Raw genomic sequence first — 19,056 nt, forward strand, 5'->3', positions numbered from 1 at the left:
ATGAAATTAAAATATTATATAATTGTTGGTTTTCTAGTTTCGATTTTCATAACTGTTTTGGGAGTGTTTTTCGGAGCGAGTCGGATGCTGATTGATAACCAAGAAGTCAGCTATGTTTTACTCATGACGATTTTAGCTAGTTTAACAGGTGCGTTGATTAGTCTTCTTTTACTTGGTCGAATCTTTCGTTCGCTTGATCAATTAAAGGATAAAATGAAAGAACTGACCTTGCGAAATTTTGACACTGAAAGTCGCATTCAAACACCTCTAGAATTTAAAGAATTGGAAGCAAGTTTTAATCAGATGGCAACAGAATTGCAAGACAGCTTTCAATCGCTCAAAATGAGTGAAAAAGAAAAGGCAATGATGGTTGCCCACTTGACTCATGATATTAAAACACCAATCACCTCTATCCAAGCAACTATTGAAGGGATTTTAGACGGGGTCATTCCAGAAGAAGAAGTTCATGATTACCTTAAAACGGTTAATCGTCAAACCAATCGTTTGAATCGCTTGGTCGAAGAATTTAACATCTTAACGCAAGAAACACTAGATCCTTCGCTTCAGGAGATTAAAAAAGAGACGATTTATCTTGATAAACTGCTTTTGGAAATTTTATCAGAATTTCAATTAAAAATTGAAAAAGAAGAACGACAGATTACTTTATCCGTCGATCCAAAAGTGGCTAAAATTCAAAGTGACTATGATAAATTGTCCCGCATCCTTTTAAATATCATCACTAATGCTTTTAAATATTCAAATGAAGGTACTAAGTTAGATATTAAAGCCAGTGGTGATGATGACACTATCCGCATTGCAATTAGCGATCAAGGGATGGGGATCAAAAAAGAAGAACTAGAAACAATCTTTCAACGCTTGTATCGCGTAGAAGCGTCACGCAATATGACAACAGGGGGCCACGGCTTAGGACTTTATATCGCTCGTCAATTGGCTCACCAACTAGGAGGGGAAATTACAGTAGCTAGTGAGTATGGTTCTGGCAGTGTTTTCACCTTAGTCTTAACAAAATAAAACTAAAAATAAATGAAAAAAATCAGTTTGCAGCCACACTATAAAGTTATGACACAAAAAAGTGTTATGGCTTTTTGATTTTTATAAATGCGATAACTTAAATAATTTTGATAACATCTATGCTAATCTAACCCAATCTCTATTTGAAAATGATTACCTGAATTTTTAGATTTAAAAAATTATTTTAACGATCTGTGATAGTAATAATATGAATAAAGGACTTCTTAAGTCTTTTTTTTTAATTTTTCAAATGCTGTCTATGATTTCAGAAAGACAATATTATTCAAAAATAGCATTATAAAAGATTATCTATATTTGTATGATATAATAAAAGCATAAATAGATAGCTCTTGAAAGGAGTTTTCATGAAATTACGACTAAAAATATTACTCGGATTTGTAATTGTACTATTGCTTGGAGGAGTAGCAATCACTATGTTAAATGATGGACAACCTTCTTTTTTAGGTTTTCAAACGACTAGACAGAAGCAAATTACTTATTTAAGAGAACATGAAAAAGAAATGGAAGATTATATAAAATCTGAATATCCCACCGTTGAGAGTGTGCAATTTGATTGGAATAGTATGGAAGTGGAACAAATAGGAAATGGTCTTCCTCAAGGAAGTGGCTGGCTCATAAGTCTTGAAGGTAAATTCAATCATTGGGAAAATACAGAATTTATTATGTCATTTGGACTTGATTCAAAAGATGGTCTTCCTTCTACTGAAAGAATGGGATTCTTAGCTCCTCTCTATATTTATAAAGATGGGGGATGGAATCGTTATTAATAGCTTTTTTAATTTGTAAGTTTTTCTAATATAGCATGTTGTAAACCAATTATTGAAAGGATTTTTCATGAATCTACGACTAAAAATATTACTCGGAATTGTAATTGTTTTATTGATCGGAGGAGGAACACTCACTATGTTAAATGAGGAACATCCATCTTTTTTAGGCTTTCAAACGACTAAACAGAAACAAATCACTTATTTAAGAGAACATGAAAAAGAAATGGAAGACTATATAAAATCTGAGTATCCCACCGTTGAGAGTGTGCAATTTGATTGGAATAGTGTTGAAGTAGGGCAAGAAGGTAATGGAACCCCTCAAGGAGGAGGTTGGCTAATTAAAATTAAAGGAAAATTTAACAATATTGAAAATACTGATTTTACTTTAGCTTTTGGACTAGATACTAAAAACAGTATTCCTTCTATGAAACGTTTAGGATTGATTCAACAATTATATATATTACGAAATGGTTATTGGGATCTTTATGAATAGTTTTTTGAAAAGATTCATAACTTTTTATGGGTTTATCCTCATTTAATAAACATATTAAGGAGAATACACTTTGACAAATGCTAACTTAAGTACTTTTGATAATATTTATGCCGATTTAACTGAATTGTCTTTACAAAATAAACACATATATTTTCTAAATATTTCACTTTAAAAGTTATTTTAGGGGAAAATCACAAATAGATAACTCTTGAAAGGAGTTTTCATGAATCTACGACTAAAAATATTACTCGGAATTGTAATTGTTTTATTGATTGGAGGAGGAGGAACAATCACTATGTTAAATGAGGAACATCCGTCTTTTTTAGGTTTTCAAACGGCTAGGCAAAAACAAATCACTTATTTAAGAGAACATGAAAAAGAAATGGAAGACTATATAAAATCAAAATACCCAACTGTTGAGAGTGTCCAGTTTGATTGGGATAGTATTGAAGTTGGTCAAGAAGGGAATGGAACCCCTCAAGGAGGTGCTTGGGTTTTGTCTATTCGTGGAAAATTTAATCATTTAGAACATACAAAGTTTGTTATGGCTTTTGGACTGGATTCAAAAGATAGTCTCCCTTCTACTGAGCGAATGGGATTTATTATTCCTTTATATATTTATCGAGATGGGGGATGGAATAATTATTAATATATATCTCTATATAAAAGTATAAATAAACGTATAATAACTTCGTTTTTATTTTATAAATTAAGAAAAGGAATCTATTTTGAAAAATACTAATTTAAAAACTTTCGATAATCTTTATTCCAATTTGGACCAGTCTGCTTCCACTGGTCGACAAAATATGTTTTTAAATAAAAGTTATTTTAAAAATTTTTGGTTGTAATGATATGAAAATGAGGCTTTGTTAAGTCTTTTTTTGTCTCAAGATAGTTTAAGGATAATAACTTTAAAAAATTAGTATAGAAAATGAATGTTTATATTTTTTTATGATATAATAAAATCACAATGGACAACTCTTGAAAGGAGTTTTTTATGAAGTTACGATTAAAGATATTACTTGGTATTGTAATTGTTTTATTGATTGGAGGAGGTACAATCACTATGTTAAATGAGGAACATCCGTCTTTTTTAGGTTTTCAAACGACTAGACAAAAACAAATCACTTATTTAAGAGAACATGAGGACGAAATGACTGAATTTATCAAGTCTTTATACCCAACTGTTGAGAGTGTTCAGTTTGATTGGGACAGCATGGAAGTGGCGCAGGAAGGTAACGGTTTACCTCAAGGTGGTGATTGGCTCATAAGTCTTGACGGTAAATTCAATCATTGGGATAACACGGAATTTACGATGGCTTTTGGTCTGGATTCAAAAGATAGTCTTCCTTCTACTGATCGAATGGGATTTATTACACCTTTATATATTTATCGTGATGGTGGTTGGTATGATTATTAAAGGTTTTATTGAGCTAAAGATTTAAAAAATGATAAAACTTTATTTTCAAAATTTTTAAGAAGGAGATTATTTTGTCTAATACTAACCTATCTACATTCAAAAGTTTATATGCTAATTTAGCACAGTCAACTTATACTGACAGGCCACGATCTTTTTCAAAGTATCAAAATGCAAAGAGTTTTAGAAGAATCAATTATGGGTCAGATTTGATTGATAAAAATGGTAATGTTCTCACCAAAGGTGGTCAAAACCTTCCCAACAATGGTGTTTTCTACCTTCAACCAGATAAAACGGTTGAAGCTGTTACATTTGGAGAGCATTATAAGGAAAATGGAATAAATCTTGATTGGTTGAAGGGGTATCCCCCTTTTGATAAGAAAATTTCTGAACCTCTTTATAAAAGGGGACTATTAATAGATGAGGCTAAAGGTTACAATGCCTATTTTTTAACAGATACAAAGGAATTATCACAAGAAACTGAAAAAGCCTACTTAGCGATTCGTGGTAGCGATGGTATTAGTTTATCTTCAGCAAATGATTGGATAAATAATTTAGAATTTACAGTATCTGATGCATATATTGAGCAAGCCAAGTTAAATAAAGAAGCTATAAAATCAAAATTGGCTGAAATGGATAAAAAAGCACCTAATGCTACATTAGACCTCACCGCTCATTCCCTTGGGACAATGATTGCGGTTCAATCTGTAGCTAATTTGAGTGAGAAAGAACTTGAAAAAATTGAAAATGTTGTTTTGTTTAATGGTCCAGATGCTACTGAAAGTTTAAAAAAAATGGGATTAACACAAGATCAAATTGATAAGGTTGGTGAAAAAACGACTTATTATCTTAACCCCTTTGATGCGGTTAGTATGTTGAATCGTGATAAACCTTACTCAGAGCAGTTGGGAACTGTTAACGTGATTGTCCCTCTTCATTATAATACTACTTTTGAGTCTCCTAGCTCTCATGATTTTGGTGAATATCAGATTGATGACATGGGAAATATCTTAATTGCTTCGGAAGATTTTCATCCAGAACTACTAGAAGCAGGGCGTAAAACAGCTCTTTTAGATAAAAAGTATCTTCAAATACTTAAAGAGAGAGGTTATAACGATGATATTGGTCAGGATTTAGTAAATTTTCTTTATAATTTAGAAGACAGAAAACTTATTGATGAATTTAAGAAAGAGGCAGAAGCAATTGCTGAAGAAGCACGTTTAGCATCTATTGCATGGGATAAAGAACACATCCCTCTTTACCAAGAGCAAATTAAAACAGCAACAGGCGGTCAGAAAATTATTCTTAGAGTCCAACTTCTACACTCAGCAGCCCAATTAGCTTTGTTTGAAACTGAAGATAAGGTTGAACATTTAAATGGACTTATTGAAGATTATAAAAATCAAATAGATGATAAGATTAAAGAGACTCATACAGAAGCAAGAAATATAGCATTATATTTAAGTTCAACAGAAGTTGGAAATTTGTTGAATTCTTTTCAAATGTTTCATTTATGGGACAATGAAACTGAAAATTCTACTAGACAATCAGCGCAAAATTTTAAAAAGAATATTGAAGATTTCTCTACAAAAGTTGTTGAGGCAAGTTATAGAATTGAAGAAGTAGATGCTGAAAATGCCAATTTGTTTAGTCAATAAGCAATCATTATATAGAAAAGTATCTAAATTATTGGAGTAAAATTAATGAATAATGAGTATTTCATAAAAGATGTTTATAATAGAGATTTACAAAGTGAGTTTTTCCTGAATTATATGAGAAGTCAAGAGAGGATAGCAATTAATGCACTTTTTCGTAGTAAGACTCTGGAAGTCAATGCGTTAGGTCTGTCTCTCACAAATGATTTAAACCAAGCATCTACTGATATGAAGGATTATGCTTCTAATACCTATGCTAATAATATCAAAGAAGGCTTTCAAGGGGCAGCAGCTGAGAGTGCTAACACTTATTTGACTCAAACGCTTACTGCTCCTGATTTGAAAAGTCCAATCAAGTAGGAAGGCATGGTTATGATCGACAAAAAAGCATTACAAGCGTTAGAAGATGAACATTATGAACGCTTGAAGCAGTATAAAAAAGCAGAAGAAGAATTAGAAGAGTATTTTCATCAGTTTAAATCACGGACAGATGACTTGATGGAGCAAATTTACTATGCTTATCGTCATCTCCCCGCTCAAGAAGGACGTCCGTTTTTAGCTGAATTACAGCATAATTTAATGGCGTATCAACGCGATTATGAAAATAGACGTTCACGTATTGATGAAGCTCGTCAAAAAGATAAGCGTGAGTTTAACAAGAAAATTGAAGCGTTGGAGAATCGCGCTAAAGAAACAAAAGATATTGACTAAAAGCCGAAGGGCTTTTTTTCTTGTCTTTATAAAGGTTTGAATGCCACTACTGTTAAATTCTTTTTATCTAGTATAAATCCTTTAACTTCTGAATAATTTATCTGGTTTGTTATTTTTTCTATCTGAGTGATAGCAAGATACTCAGTTTCACTTGGTTTAGTAAAGTCAAACTGAAGTTTTGAGAAATAGCATCTCATGTTGTTTAGATAATATTGTGTATAAAAAAACCAAAAGCTAGATCTTAATCTAACTTTTGGACTGCAATTTATAATGATTCTTTGGTTATAACTCGCTCCTTAATTTCCGACTGTTTCTAATCTTTTTACCAATAAAGCTAAATTGCCTGATATCTGTATTTAACGATAGGCCAAAGATAAGGTTTATTATCCAGATGAAGGACATCAAGACAAGAACAGGTATGACACAAGTGGTGACGATAAAAACAGCAACGGCATCAATCATATTGCTCAGGCTATTTTCCATGTTATTGATGATTTTAGAAGTTTCACCTGTAACGGTGTCGACAATACCTGAAAACCAATTACTGTCTTTGCCTTTTTCAAGTTCCTTGTCAATTTTTTCATTTTCTTTCTGTGTTTGTTCAATCGTTTGTTGAATGGACGCTTGAAAGGTTGTTTCGATATGATTTGAAATAGCTACACTGGTTGGAACAATCCCAAAAAGCAAGAGTCCAAACAAGGCAAGCTTAAAAGTTAACTGAAGGAAAAACTGTCTTCGTGTGAAGAGATAGGCAATCAAACCCAAACAGGCAACCGGTAGAAAGAATTTAAAAGATACCATGCCAGCAATCGCAATCAAATACTTTTGTAACCAGATAGCTCCAATAACGACGATTAGATAGTCACTAACATCAGCCAAGTTTTCAGCTAGGGGCATACCAACATCACCTGGAATCAGTGTGATAGCAGTAGAGGCAGCTGTTGACGTTGCAGCTAATAGCATGACTTTTTCTTTCTTGTCATCCAATGACGCAATGGTTTTTTGATTGAGATCTTGTATCTGATGAGACGAATCTACCTTGGTAAAGAGTAAAATAGCTAAGAGTAACAGGATGGCAGAAATGATTATCGTTTTTTTGTCCTTGATAATTTCCATGAGAAATCTCCTTTATGATGATAAGTTTATTATAAAATAAAGTCTGACTTAAGAAAAGCTTTTCTGACACTTATTCCATTAAGTGCCTTGTAAACATTGGGATGTCATTGATGGATAATGGACTTGTTTTTGTTCATGAATGAATTTTTAAATAGAGGAAACGCTCATTTTTAAGGCTTATAAAGTAATCTTATCAGAATTTTTATAATCTTTAAAAATTTATGATAAGCTATTTTATTTTATTTTCGATATAATAAAGTTGTCAAAAAAGAAAACGCTTACCTAAAAGGAGGAAGAAGATGACTGAAGAAAAATATATTATGGCGATTGACCAAGGAACGACTAGTTCACGAGCTATCATCTTTAATAAAAAAGGTGAAAAAGTAAGTAGTAGTCAAAAAGAGTTCCCGCAAATTTTCCCACAAGCTGGCTGGGTTGAACATGATGCCAATAAAATCTGGAATTCAGTTCAATCAGTGATTGCAGGTGCTTTCATTGAATCAAATATCAAACCAAATCAAATTGAAGCCATTGGTATCACCAATCAACGTGAAACAACAGTTGTTTGGGATAAGGAAACTGGTTTACCAATTTATAACGCGATTGTTTGGCAATCTCGTCAAACAGCACCTCTTGCCGACCAGTTAAAAAATGACGGTCATGCTGAAATGATTCATGAAAAGACTGGGCTTGTGGTTGACGCTTATTTCTCAGCCACTAAAGTACGTTGGATTCTAGATCATGTGCCTGGCGCTCAAGAACGCGCTGAAAAAGGGGAACTCTTATTTGGTACGATTGATACTTGGTTAGTGTGGAAATTAACTGACGGTGCTGTTCACGTGACAGATTATTCAAATGCTGCTCGTACTATGCTTTACAACATTAAAGAACTAAAATGGGATGATGAGATTTTAAGCCTACTTAACATTCCTAAAGCAATGCTTCCAGAAGTCAAATCCAATTCTGAAGTTTATGGTAAAACAGCGCCATTTCACTTCTATGGAGGTGAAGTTCCAATTTCAGGAATGGCTGGTGACCAACAAGCAGCCTTATTTGGTCAATTAGCGTTTGAACCAGGCATGGTTAAAAATACCTATGGCACAGGGTCATTTATCGTTATGAATACTGGCGAAGAGATGCAATTATCTCATAATAATCTTCTCACAACAATTGGTTATGGTATAAATGGTAAAGTTTATTACGCACTTGAAGGATCTATCTTTATTGCTGGTAGTGCCATTCAGTGGTTACGAGATGGTTTAAAAATGATTGAAACCTCTAGTGAATCAGAAGGACTTGCAAAAGCATCCACCAGTGAAGATGAAATTTATGTTGTACCAGCCTTCACTGGACTCGGTGCGCCTTACTGGGATTCCAATGCTCGCGGAGCTGTTTTTGGCTTAACACGTGGGACAACAAAAGAAGACTTTGTTAAAGCGACGCTTCAATCAATTGCTTATCAAGTGCGTGATGTTATTGATACCATGCAATTAGACTCAGGTATTAACATTAAGCAATTACGAGTTGATGGTGGTGCAGCAATGAATAATCTCTTGATGCAATTCCAAGCCGATATCTTAGGCATTAACATTGCGCGTGCTCAAAATCTTGAAACAACTGCTCTTGGGGCAGCCTTTTTAGCAGGACTTTCAGTTGGTTATTGGAAAGATTTAGAGTCACTTCAAGAATTAAATGCAACAGGACAATTATTTGAAGCTAGTATGAAAGAAGACCGCAAAGAAAAATTATATAAAGGTTGGAAAAAAGCGGTGCATGCCACACAAGTTTTCGCCCAAGAAGAAGAATAAAAGAGGTTAAAGAATGGAATTTTCTAAAGAAACAAGGCATTCAGCCATTCAAAAAATGAAGGACCGTTCTCTAGACTTATTAATTATTGGTGGCGGGATTACTGGAGCTGGTGTTGCTTTACAAGCTGCTGCAAGCGGACTTGAAACAGGTCTTATTGAGATGCAGGATTTTGCTGAAGGGACATCTAGTCGTTCAACTAAACTGGTTCATGGTGGTCTTCGTTATTTAAAACAATTTGATGTCGAAGTCGTTTCTGATACCGTTTCTGAACGTGCTGTGGTACAACATATTGCGCCACACATTCCAAAACCAGATCCAATGCTTTTACCGGTCTATGATGAACCAACAAGTACTTTTAGTCTCTTTCGTTTAAAAGTAGCTATGGACTTATATGATTTGTTAGCTGGTGTCACTAATACCCCAATGGCAAATAAAGTTCTTAGCAAAGAAGAGGTTCTAGAAAGAGAACCAGACCTACAAAAAGAAGGCTTACTTGGTGGTGGTGTTTATCTTGATTTTAGAAACAATGATGCCAGACTTGTCATTGAAAACATCAAGAAAGCTAATGAAGATGGTGCTTTGATAGCTAATCATGTTAAAGCAGAAGATTTCTTGTTTGATGACAATGGTAAAATCGTTGGTGTCCTTGCTAGAGATTTACTGAATGATGAAGTTTTTGAAATCAAGGCACGTCTTGTTATCAATACAACAGGTCCTTGGAGTGACGAGATACGTAATTTTTCAAAAAAAGGGGATATCATCCATCGTCTTCGTCCAACAAAAGGTGTCCACTTAGTTGTTGATCGTCAAAAATTAAATGTCTCTCAACCAGTCTATGTTGACACTGGACTTGGTGATGGTCGTATGATTTTTGTTCTTCCTCGTGAAAACAAAACTTATTTTGGTACAACAGATACAGATTATCATGGTGACTTAAAACATCCAACTGTTACTAAAGAAGATGTTGACTACTTATTAGATATCGTTAATAAACGCTTTCCTGATGCAAATCTAAGCGTTTCTGACATTGAAAGTAGTTGGGCAGGCTTACGACCTCTCCTTTCAGACAATAGTGCTTCTGATTATAATGGTGGTGATAGTGGTAAAGTCAGCGATGAAAGTTTTGAAAATCTTATTGAAACGGTTAAAGCTTATATTAACCATGAAAAAGAACGATACGCTGTGGAACAAGCGATAAAAAATGTTGCATCAAGTACTTCTGAAAAAGAGCTTGATCCGTCTGCTGTTTCTCGAGGTTCTAGTTTTGAACGTGATGATAATGATTTATTGACGCTTGCTGGTGGAAAGATTACCGACTATCGTAAAATGGCAGAAGGGGCCATGAAATCTATTATTGAGATTCTTAATAGTGAATTTGGTCGTGAGTATCAGTTAATTGATTCAAAAACTTATCCTGTCTCAGGAGGAGAGATAAATCCAGAAAATGTTGCTGAAGAGCTTGAAAAATTAGCTCAATTGGGAACTTCTAATGGCTTATCTCTTGATGAGGCTAGATATCTGGCTAATCTTTATGGTTCAAATGCACCCAAAGTGTTTGCTCTAGCTAGACAACTGGAGGCAGCAGAAGGCTTAAGTTTAAGTGAAACGATTTCTCTTCACTATGCAATGGACTATGAAATGACTCTTAATCCAACAGATTTCTTCTTACGTCGTACCAATCATATGCTTTTTATGAGAGATAGTATGGATGACTTGGTTAAACCAGTCTTAGCTGAAATGGCAAGGCATTACAACTGGTCAGAAGAAGAAAAAAATGCCAAAGAAGTTGAGCTTTTGGCGCTGACAAAAGAAAATGATTTAGCAACTTTAAAAACTTATAAATAGGAGATAAATTAATGGATATATTTGGAGAATTTTTAGGCACAGCCATCTTAGTCTTACTAGGTAATGGTGTTGTTGCTGGTGTTGTTTTACCTAAAACAAAAAATAATAACTCTGGCTGGATTGTGATTACTCTTGGTTGGGGGATTGCTGTTACACTTGCTGTATTTATCTCAGGACAAATGGCTCCTGCGCATTTAAATCCTGCTGTTAGTCTTGCTTTTGCCTTAAAAGGAGATATTAGTTGGGGAACTGCTATTATTTACTCTATTGCACAAATTCTTGGAGCTATGTTAGGATCTCTACTTGTTTATTTGCAGTTTAGACCACACTATGAAGCAGCTGAAAATCAAGGTGATATTTTAGCAACATTTGCGACAGGTCCAGCAATAAAAGACACTCCTTCAAATGTGATTAGTGAAATTCTTGGAACTTTTGTTTTGGTACTTGCTATTTTAGCATTTGGATTATATGATATGCCAGAAGGCTTAGGCGTACTAGCAGTTGGACTTTTAGTAACAGGTATTGGTCTTTCACTTGGTGGAACAACAGGCTATGCCATTAACCCAGCTCGTGACTTTGGTCCTCGTTTATTACATGCTATTTTACCGATGAAAAATAAAGGGGATTCTGACTGGGGTTATTCTTGGATTCCAATTGTTGCTCCAATTATCGGAGGTTTCCTAGCAGTATTATTCTTTAATATGATGGGATAAATTGAAAATGGCATACCTAGCCTGGGAAGTTTTTCTCAGGCTTTTTATATTAAAGACTTATTCAATAAAAACGCTTCCATTATTAGACTAACTTTTGGTATAATAATTCAAGAAAAGGAAACCAATATGAAAGAACGTATTATTATTATCGGAGCCTCTTTTGCGGGCTTAAGTTGTGCTAAAAAAATTGCACAGCTTAGAAAAAACATAGAAATCATTTTAGTGGACAGTGAAGAAGAACACTACTATGTTCCAAATGGCCTAAATTGGTTATATAGAAACCAAATTGATGACTTAAATCAAGTTACGATGACTTCGTTTTTAGGATGTCACAACAGTAATATAAAACTTATGGATAACACAAAAGTCACAGCTATCAATTCATCTGATAAAACAATAACGATTAGAAAAAACAAAGCAACATCTTTAATGTCTTATGATTATCTTATCTGTGCTCAAGGTTCTCGAACAGAATCTTTTTATATCAAAGGAACAAAAAGCGAGAAAGTGATAACTACAAAGACCTTTAAAGATAGTCAAAAAGCCAAAGCGCTTTTAGACCAGCATGAGAAGGTTATTGTTGTCGGTGCTGGGCCAATCGGACTTGATATTGCTTATAGTTTAAGTCTTAAAGGCAAAGAAGTGCAATTGATTGAAGCATCAGACCAGATTGATTTTAAACAAACTGATAAAGATATGCTTCCACCAGTATTAGAAGCTATGTCATCTTCAAATATCAGTCTTCATTTGGGCCAACGCGTTGAAAGTGTTGAGGAAATTGATGATGGAATAATTGTTTCAACCAGACAAGGACAGTCCTACTATGCCCAAGTGATGATACTGGCTGTTAATTTTAGACCAAATAGTTCTTTATTAAAAGGTGTGGTTGCTCTTAACCCTGATCAAACTGTTATTGTTAATGAAAACCTTCAAACAACTGATCCATTTATTTTTGCAATTGGTGACTTAATAGCTCTTGAGATGAGTCATTTTAACCAAAATTATTATATGCCTCTTATTAATGTTGCTATTCGTTCTGGTGAGAGACTTGCTTACTATTTAGCAGGAATTGAGTCTCCAAAATTACAAACAACGAGAGTATTGGGAGCTTTTCAATTTGGCTATTATCGTGCCAGTCTAGGACTAACACAAGAAGAAGCAGAGCTCTATCAAGATGTGGTTTCTTATCGTTACTCATCAAAACTCTCTATACATCAAGAACACTCTATCTGGTTAAAATTAGTGGTCTCAAAAGAAACAGGTCAATTATTAGGCGCACAACTCTTAAGTCAACAAAATATTTTACTTTTAGCTAATCAATTAGCACAAGCCATGAACCAAGGAATGACTGATCAAACCTTAGCATTCCAAGATTTCTTATTTAGTATGGGCAATGATGAAATACCCATTCATTTTCATTATGCCGTTCAAGCTTTATATGAGAAAAGGATGGGTCTATGCAAATAGAACAATTAATGGAGAAAGAAAAACAAGCTCAATACCAGCTTATCAGTCTATTTTATCAAAGTACTAATGAAATGACTTTGAAAGAGGCGACAAGAAATACCAATCTTTCAAAACAAACAGTGATAAAGTATATTGAGTCCTTAAATAGCACTCTTCAACTTAGTCAGTTTAATACACGATTGATTGTTAAAGATGATCGTTTGCTGTGGGAAATGCCAGATGATTTGAGTTGGCAACATCTAGTCTTTATGTTCTTAAAAGATGATATCAAATATCAAATTTTATATCATTTATTTAAACACAGACAGTTTAATATTACCCAGTTAGCTCAAACGCTTCTTATTAGTGAAGCAACTTTAAACCGTCATCTATCCGGATTAAATAAACTCTTGGCAGAATTTCATATTGGCATATCTCAAGGTCATCAAGTCGGTGAAGAATTACAATGGCGTTATTTTTACTACGAACTATTCAGTCAAAGTTTACCCCTTAAAGAACGACAGCATTTTGTCAGACAACTAGATGTCACACCTTATGTTCGACTAATCGAGCGCTTGTGTGCAACAACCTTATCTCAAGATAAGATTGACCAGCTTATGCTTTGGTTGAGTATTTCACAACAACGCCTCATGATGCTTAATAAAGATAATACGGTGTTATTAAGAGAAAAAGCAAAAAGTTATCTCGAAAATGTTTTTTACAGTCGACTTGAAAAAGCTGTTTCTCATTACTTTAGTCGTTTTGCCATTGAATTTGACACCAGTGAAGTGATGGCCTTGTTTGCCTTTCTTACTTCTCAAGACTTATTACCAATAGCAACTATGAAATATATATTAGGATTTGGTGGACCTGTCTCTGAAAAAGTCACTGAAGCACTTTGGTTGCTTCGAAAAGGTCAGATGATTGAGGAAGGAACTATTGAAGAAGTTATCTATGGACTGGGTCAGTTGTTTAGTAAGGCGTATTTTTTTCAAGGCAAAATTTTATCGCAACCTACTGATGATTATCTTACAGAAGCTATTGTTGCTAAAGAAAATAGAGATACCTTAGCTCTTCTTTTAAATCACGTTCTTGTTCTTGCCGATGCTAGAGAATTTCATCATAGTGATTTAGGAGAAAGTTGTAAAAGAGAATTAAGAGAACTTTTAATCTTTAGCCATGAAAAACGTCAAAAAATCTTAAATGTTGGAATTGACACAGGCGATAATCCTGTTAGACAGGCTATTCTTATTTTGAAATTACGTCATTGTCTAGATAATAATCAGTACGTCCATTTTAAAGCGTTTGATGAGAAAACAAGATTCGACTATATCATCAGTGAACTAGATAGACAGTATCAACCTCTTATTCCGATCTATCGCATGAAGCAAAATGGTTCACCTAGAGACTTAGCTATTATTGGTCACCATTTAAAAACATTACTACGAGAAAAAAGTGGTCTTTAAAATACTTTTTCTACTAAAAAAGTTATTGACAGGCTTTTTATCAGTGTCTTTACGCCTTCTTCAGTTGAAGAAAAACTCTAACAAGTTCACTGCTTTCCAAAGCTAGTGATTTTGAAATCTAATATCTAAAAAAAGGAGTTTTTATGAATAAAAAAAATAATTATATTTTCAGTATCTTATTTGTTTTTTCTTTCTGGTTACTGATAGCCTGTTCCAACCAATCAGAAACAAAAAATATTGCAACTAATGATAAAACAGTAGAAGTGAACAAAAAAGAAAAACATGCTGACTTGGGTAATGATGTCCAATTTATGACAGATAAAAGGTGGCAAGTCGATGATGAAGAGGGTCCTTTTGATTTACAATTGTGGCATGATTCATCCTATATGGGGGTCTTGGTTTATCATTTAAGTGATTTTAATGACGATTTAAATAGTGCTGAGAAACTCTTAAATTTTCATATTGATGATTTAAAAAGTAAACGTAATGAATTCATAGAAGTTGAACCATTAACAGTTGTGGATAAACAGGAAAATATCAAGATTTCGCAAGTGGTTTATAGTGGAATTAAAAAAGATGAATCAACAAAATTTATTTATTTCTTTAATATGATTACATTTGATGATAATCCTGATCTTGTTGCCTTTGTTTTAATGACAACTCTTCCTTCAGATTTTGAAAAAGAAAAACAAGAATTTAATGATATCTTATTAAGCGCCGAATTGTTAGAACCCTAAAAATTGTTTTATTGTAAAAATATTTTTTAAAGTATTAGATTTTCTGATACTTTTTATTTTCTCTGGATAGATAAAATTATCTTATTTTTTGGTATAATAAAGACATGATAGCTATAGAAAAAATCGCACAATTAACAAAAACTAATCTAGCGCCAATCACTGTGCTAACAGGCGAAGACCAAGGGCAATACGCTCAGATGAAACAGCTTTTGTTTGATCAACTGGATTATCAGGCTAATGATTTAGGTATTTCTTATTTTGATATTTCAACTGCTAACTATCAAGACGCACAAATGGAGCTTGAGAGTTTGCCTTTTTTTGCGGAAGACAAAATTGTTATTTTTGATTATTTTTTGGATATCACAACAACAAAGAAATCTTACCTTGACACAAAAGCATCTAAACAATTTGAAAACTATCTTGAAAATCCTATTGAAGAAACTAAACTCATTATCCTAGCCCCAGGTAAGCTGGATAGTAAAAAGCGCGTGGTCAAACTGTTAAAAAGAGATGCCACCATTTTTGAAGCGACGTTCTTAAAAGAAAGAGAATTCAAGACCTATTTTCAAAAATATGCCCATCAACTTGGCTTAATTTTTGAGGCAGGCGTTTTTGAAGAGTTAGTGATGGCATCCAATTTACAATTTGATGATATGATGAAAAATTTGCTTTTTTTACAATCTTACCAATCTAATGGTCATATTAGCCATGAGGATATCGTTGACGCTTTACCTAAAACATTAAAGGATAATATTTTTGATTTAACGCAGTTTATTCTTAGACAAGACATTGACAAAGCAAGACTTCTAGTGCATGATTTAACCCTTCAAGGTGAAGATGAGGTCAAACTGATTGCTATTATGATTAGTCAACTAAGAATCATGCTTCAAGTTAAATTATTATCTCAAGAAGGTTTTGATGAGAGACAAATCATTGAGGAGTTATCTTCTCATTTGGGGCGTCGTGTCAATCCTTATCAGATAAAATTTGCACTCAGAGACACAAGAGTTCTGTCTATTTCTTTTTTAAAACGAGCCCTTTACTATCTTATTGACACTGATTATCAAATAAAATCTGGTCAATACGAAAAAGATTATCTTTTTGATTTAGCACTTTTAAAGCTTGCTAACCTTGATAAGCAGATTAGTTGATAACGCTCTTTATTTTAGGTATGATTAAGGTAGTTTTTAAGAAAGAAGGAAATCAAAATGACAATTCTATTACCAGAACTACCTTATGCCTATGATGCTCTTGAGCCTCATATTGATGCGGAAACAATGACACTTCATCATGATAAACATCATGCTGCTTATGTTGCTAATGCCAATGCCGCTTTAGAAAAACACCCTGAGATTGGTGAAGATTTAGAAAGCTTACTAAGTGATGTTACTTCAATTCCAGAAGACATTCGTCAAGCTTTGATTAACAACGGTGGTGGTCATATCAACCACGCGCTTTTCTGGGAATTAATGACACCTGAAAAAACAGAAGTGTCTAAAGCACTTAAAGAAGATATTGAAAAAACGTTTGGCTCTTTTGATGCCTTCAAAGAAGAATTTTCAAAAGCAGCAGCTACACGTTTTGGTTCAGGCTGGGCTTGGTTAGTTGTTAACAAAGAAGGACAATTAGAAATCACTTCAACAGCAAATCAAGATAATCCAATTTCAAATGGTCTTAAACCAATTTTAGGGTTAGACGTTTGGGAACATGCTTACTACCTAAACTACCGCAATGTTCGTCCAAATTATATCAAAGCATTCTTTGAAGTGATTAACTGGAACAAGGTTAACGAACTTTACGAAGCCGCTAAAGCATAAGACATTAAAAAAAGATACCCATAGGATATCAAGAAGTATACACCCCAATTGTTAGGCAATTCGCTAACTATTGAGGTGCTTTTTTAGTTTATTTGATAAACATAGCATCACCAAAACTAAAGAAACGATAGTGTTTTTCTATGGCATGCTGATAAGCAGATAGCACAAATTCTCTACCAGCAAAAGCAGAAACAAGCATGACTAGAGTTGATTTTGGTAGGTGAAAATTAGTTGAAAAGGCATCGACAACCTTAAACTGATAACCAGGTTTAATGAAGATATTGGTCCAGCCAGTGTCAGCTTTTAAGTGACCATTAAATTTATTACCTATGGTTTCAAGTGTACGAATGGATGTTGTCCCTACAGCAATAACACGGTGACCTGATGCTTTAACATCGTTTAGTGTTTTTGCGGCTTCCTCAGAAAAATGGTAAAACTCTGAGTGCATATCATGTTCTTCAATATTATCAACTGCTACAGGCCTAAAAGTACCAAGACCAACATGAAGCGTTAGATAGACTAATTTAACGCCTTTTTTCTCGATTTTTTCTAAGAGTTCTTTAGTGAAATGTAAACCAGCAGTAGGAGCAGCTGCTGAACCATTTTCTTTAGCATAGACAGTTTGATAACGTTCTTTATCTTCTAGTTTTTCATGGATATATGGTGGTAGTGGCATCTCTCCCAAACTTTCTAAAACTTCTAGAAAAATACCCTGATAGGAGAATTGAACAATTCTACCGCCATGTTCCAATTCTTTAGTGACAGTGGCTTTTAGACGACCATCACCAAAGATAATAACAGATCCCACTTTTAATCGTTTGGCTGGTTTTGCTAATACTTCCCAAGCATCACCTTCTATATTCTTTAAAAGAAGGAGTTCAACGTGACCATTTGTTTTTTCTTTTTGACCGTAAAGTCTGGCGGGCAATACGCGAGTATTATTCATAACAAGAGCATCACCAGGGTTTAAGTCATCAATGATATGATCAAAATGGGTGTCAACAAACGTTTTTGTTGTTTTATCAATAATGAGTAGTTTTGATGCATCTCTTTTTTCTAGTGGTGTTTGGGCAATGAGTTCCTCAGGTAAATCAAAATCAAAATCCTTAGTATTCAACGTGTCTCTCCTTTGGTAAAATATCTCTTTCATTATAACACTTTTTAATGAAAATATTGACAAAAATTGGTATATACCATATAATAGGGTTAAGAATTAGTCTATACCAAAAGGAGAAGATCATGAAAATTATTACAGTGAAAGATCAACTAGAAGGGGCACAAGTTGCATTTGATATTTTAAAAGAAAAAATTGAAAATGGTGCCAAAACACTTGGTTTAGCAACTGGAAGTACACCAATTGAGTTATACAACAAAATGGTTGCTAGTGACTTAGATTTTACTGATATGCGTAGTGTTAATCTCGATGAATATGTTGGCTTGTCAAAAGAAGATTCTCAATCTTACTATCAATTTATGAAAGAGTATCTTTTTGATAAAAAACCATTTAAAGAAAGCTTTTTACCTGATGGAATGGCTACTGACATTGAATCACACACCAAAGAATACGATGCCATTCTAGAAAAATACCCTATTGACCTTCAAATATTAGGAATTGGGAACAATGGTCATATTGGTTTTAACGAACCTGGCACAGCATTTAATACAAAAACCCATCTCGTTGATTTAAAAGAAAATACTATAAAAGCTAATGCTCGCTTTTTTGAAAAAGAATCAGATGTTCCTAGACAAGCTATTTCTATGGGCATTGCGTCAATTTTAAAAGCAAGAACGATTATCTTAATGGCTTATGGTCAATCAAAGGCAGATGCCATTGCTAAGACAGTTAATGGTCCAGTCACAAAAGATGTTCCAGCTAGCGTTCTTCAAAATCACAAAGATGTTTATGTTATTGTTGACGAGGAAGCTGCTTCAGAACTATAAGAAATGAAAGATGAGTCAAGGAGACTCATCTTTTTTTCGAATAAAAAGGTAACCGCATTTAAAGGAGACC

19 protein-coding genes are annotated in these 19,056 nt (G+C 33.9%); 17 read left to right on the forward strand and 2 right to left on the reverse strand.

Annotated features, from left to right (window positions below; genetic code table 11):
* From N7659_RS03335 to N7659_RS03370, 8 genes are all read left to right on the forward strand, one after another.
* Window positions 1-1,032, forward strand: coding sequence for a sensor histidine kinase (locus tag N7659_RS03335; protein WP_263275805.1), 1,032 nt, complete (start codon window positions 1-3; stop codon window positions 1,030-1,032).
* 365 nt (window positions 1,033-1,397) lie between these two features.
* Window positions 1,398-1,820: a hypothetical protein gene (locus tag N7659_RS03340; RefSeq protein ID WP_263275806.1), complete on the forward strand. Its 423-nt coding sequence runs from the start codon at window positions 1,398-1,400 to the stop codon at window positions 1,818-1,820.
* Between the two features lie 136 nt (window positions 1,821-1,956).
* On the forward strand, window positions 1,957-2,313 hold the full coding sequence (locus tag N7659_RS03345; protein ID WP_263275807.1) for a hypothetical protein: 357 nt from the start codon (window positions 1,957-1,959) through the stop codon (window positions 2,311-2,313).
* A 223-nt stretch (window positions 2,314-2,536) separates the two neighbouring features.
* Window positions 2,537-2,962: a hypothetical protein gene (locus tag N7659_RS03350; protein ID WP_263275808.1), complete on the forward strand. Its 426-nt coding sequence runs from the start codon at window positions 2,537-2,539 to the stop codon at window positions 2,960-2,962.
* Between the two features lie 348 nt (window positions 2,963-3,310).
* Complete coding sequence (locus tag N7659_RS03355; protein WP_263275809.1) at window positions 3,311-3,733, forward strand: hypothetical protein; 423 nt, start codon at window positions 3,311-3,313, stop codon at window positions 3,731-3,733.
* A gap of 71 nt (window positions 3,734-3,804) precedes the next feature.
* Window positions 3,805-5,388, forward strand: a complete 1,584-nt coding sequence (locus N7659_RS03360; protein ID WP_263275810.1) for a cutinase family protein — start codon at window positions 3,805-3,807, stop codon at window positions 5,386-5,388.
* 45 nt (window positions 5,389-5,433) lie between these two features.
* The gene (locus tag N7659_RS03365) at window positions 5,434-5,745 is read left to right on the forward strand and encodes a hypothetical protein (protein ID WP_263275811.1); all 312 of its coding nucleotides are present in this window, start codon (window positions 5,434-5,436) and stop codon (window positions 5,743-5,745) included.
* Between the two features lie 12 nt (window positions 5,746-5,757).
* Window positions 5,758-6,096, forward strand: a complete 339-nt coding sequence (locus tag N7659_RS03370) for a hypothetical protein (RefSeq protein ID WP_263275812.1) — start codon at window positions 5,758-5,760, stop codon at window positions 6,094-6,096.
* A 282-nt stretch (window positions 6,097-6,378) separates the two neighbouring features.
* Here N7659_RS03370 and N7659_RS03375 read toward each other — a convergent pair whose 3' ends face one another.
* A complete protein-coding gene (locus N7659_RS03375) occupies window positions 6,379-7,212 on the reverse strand; it encodes a hypothetical protein (protein WP_263275813.1) in 834 nt (277 codons plus the stop codon).
* Window positions 7,213-7,511: 299 nt separating this feature from the next.
* Here N7659_RS03375 and glpK point away from each other — a divergent pair, with 299 nt between their 5' ends.
* The 8 genes from glpK to N7659_RS03415 all read left to right on the forward strand — a co-directional run bounded on the left by glpK (window position 7,512) and on the right by N7659_RS03415 (window position 17,045).
* Window positions 7,512-9,020: a glycerol kinase GlpK gene (glpK, locus tag N7659_RS03380; protein WP_263275814.1), complete on the forward strand. Its 1,509-nt coding sequence runs from the start codon at window positions 7,512-7,514 to the stop codon at window positions 9,018-9,020.
* Between the two features lie 13 nt (window positions 9,021-9,033).
* A complete protein-coding gene (gene glpO, locus N7659_RS03385) occupies window positions 9,034-10,866 on the forward strand; it encodes a type 1 glycerol-3-phosphate oxidase (RefSeq protein WP_263275815.1) in 1,833 nt (610 codons plus the stop codon).
* A gap of 11 nt (window positions 10,867-10,877) precedes the next feature.
* Window positions 10,878-11,579 (forward strand): MIP/aquaporin family protein, encoded by a 702-nt coding sequence (locus tag N7659_RS03390; protein ID WP_263275816.1) that lies wholly within the window; start codon window positions 10,878-10,880, stop codon window positions 11,577-11,579.
* Between the two features lie 126 nt (window positions 11,580-11,705).
* Window positions 11,706-13,046 (forward strand): FAD/NAD(P)-binding oxidoreductase, encoded by a 1,341-nt coding sequence (locus N7659_RS03395; protein WP_263275817.1) that lies wholly within the window; start codon window positions 11,706-11,708, stop codon window positions 13,044-13,046.
* Window positions 13,037-14,491: a helix-turn-helix domain-containing protein gene (locus N7659_RS03400; protein ID WP_263275818.1), complete on the forward strand. Its 1,455-nt coding sequence runs from the start codon at window positions 13,037-13,039 to the stop codon at window positions 14,489-14,491. Before N7659_RS03395 ends, N7659_RS03400 begins: the two co-directional genes overlap by 10 nt.
* A 143-nt stretch (window positions 14,492-14,634) precedes the next feature.
* Complete coding sequence (locus tag N7659_RS03405; RefSeq protein ID WP_263275819.1) at window positions 14,635-15,228, forward strand: hypothetical protein; 594 nt, start codon at window positions 14,635-14,637, stop codon at window positions 15,226-15,228.
* Between the two features lie 104 nt (window positions 15,229-15,332).
* On the forward strand, window positions 15,333-16,379 hold the full coding sequence (holA, locus tag N7659_RS03410; RefSeq protein ID WP_263275820.1) for a DNA polymerase III subunit delta: 1,047 nt from the start codon (window positions 15,333-15,335) through the stop codon (window positions 16,377-16,379).
* A 57-nt stretch (window positions 16,380-16,436) separates the two neighbouring features.
* Complete coding sequence (locus N7659_RS03415; RefSeq protein ID WP_263275821.1) at window positions 16,437-17,045, forward strand: superoxide dismutase; 609 nt, start codon at window positions 16,437-16,439, stop codon at window positions 17,043-17,045.
* An 88-nt stretch (window positions 17,046-17,133) separates the two neighbouring features.
* Here the strand turns inward: N7659_RS03415 and queA are convergent, their stop codons facing one another.
* Window positions 17,134-18,162 (reverse strand): tRNA preQ1(34) S-adenosylmethionine ribosyltransferase-isomerase QueA, encoded by a 1,029-nt coding sequence (gene queA, locus N7659_RS03420; RefSeq protein ID WP_263275822.1) that lies wholly within the window; start codon window positions 18,160-18,162, stop codon window positions 17,134-17,136.
* 122 nt (window positions 18,163-18,284) lie between these two features.
* On the opposite strand from queA, the gene N7659_RS03425 reads away from it, so the two are divergent.
* Window positions 18,285-18,986 (forward strand): glucosamine-6-phosphate deaminase, encoded by a 702-nt coding sequence (locus N7659_RS03425; protein WP_263275823.1) that lies wholly within the window; start codon window positions 18,285-18,287, stop codon window positions 18,984-18,986.
* Window positions 18,987-19,056: the final 70 nt, after the last annotated feature.

This window comes from Streptococcus sp. CSL10205-OR2 (assembly GCF_025660655.1).
In the GTDB taxonomy this organism is placed as follows: Bacteria; Bacillota; Bacilli; order Lactobacillales; family Streptococcaceae; genus Streptococcus.

Excerpts from the sequence above, each read along its gene's own strand:
- N7659_RS03335 (WP_263275805.1), top strand. The coding sequence starts at position 1 with ATGAAATTAAAATATTATATAATTGTTGGTTTTCTAGTTTCGATTTTC.
- N7659_RS03340 (WP_263275806.1), top strand. The coding sequence starts at position 1,398 with ATGAAATTACGACTAAAAATATTACTCGGATTTGTAATTGTACTATTG.
- N7659_RS03345 (WP_263275807.1), top strand. The coding sequence starts at position 1,957 with ATGTTAAATGAGGAACATCCATCTTTTTTAGGCTTTCAAACGACTAAA.
- N7659_RS03350 (WP_263275808.1), top strand. The coding sequence starts at position 2,537 with ATGAATCTACGACTAAAAATATTACTCGGAATTGTAATTGTTTTATTG.
- N7659_RS03355 (WP_263275809.1), top strand. The coding sequence starts at position 3,311 with ATGAAGTTACGATTAAAGATATTACTTGGTATTGTAATTGTTTTATTG.
- N7659_RS03365 (WP_263275811.1), top strand. The coding sequence starts at position 5,434 with ATGAATAATGAGTATTTCATAAAAGATGTTTATAATAGAGATTTACAA.
- N7659_RS03370 (WP_263275812.1), top strand. The coding sequence starts at position 5,758 with ATGATCGACAAAAAAGCATTACAAGCGTTAGAAGATGAACATTATGAA.
- N7659_RS03375 (WP_263275813.1), bottom strand. The coding sequence starts at position 7,212 with ATGGAAATTATCAAGGACAAAAAAACGATAATCATTTCTGCCATCCTG.
- glpK (WP_263275814.1), top strand. The coding sequence starts at position 7,512 with ATGACTGAAGAAAAATATATTATGGCGATTGACCAAGGAACGACTAGT.
- glpO (WP_263275815.1), top strand. The coding sequence starts at position 9,034 with ATGGAATTTTCTAAAGAAACAAGGCATTCAGCCATTCAAAAAATGAAG.
- N7659_RS03390 (WP_263275816.1), top strand. The coding sequence starts at position 10,878 with ATGGATATATTTGGAGAATTTTTAGGCACAGCCATCTTAGTCTTACTA.
- N7659_RS03395 (WP_263275817.1), top strand. The coding sequence starts at position 11,706 with ATGAAAGAACGTATTATTATTATCGGAGCCTCTTTTGCGGGCTTAAGT.
- N7659_RS03400 (WP_263275818.1), top strand. The coding sequence starts at position 13,037 with ATGCAAATAGAACAATTAATGGAGAAAGAAAAACAAGCTCAATACCAG.
- N7659_RS03405 (WP_263275819.1), top strand. The coding sequence starts at position 14,635 with ATGAATAAAAAAAATAATTATATTTTCAGTATCTTATTTGTTTTTTCT.
- holA (WP_263275820.1), top strand. The coding sequence starts at position 15,333 with ATGATAGCTATAGAAAAAATCGCACAATTAACAAAAACTAATCTAGCG.
- N7659_RS03415 (WP_263275821.1), top strand. The coding sequence starts at position 16,437 with ATGACAATTCTATTACCAGAACTACCTTATGCCTATGATGCTCTTGAG.
- N7659_RS03425 (WP_263275823.1), top strand. The coding sequence starts at position 18,285 with ATGAAAATTATTACAGTGAAAGATCAACTAGAAGGGGCACAAGTTGCA.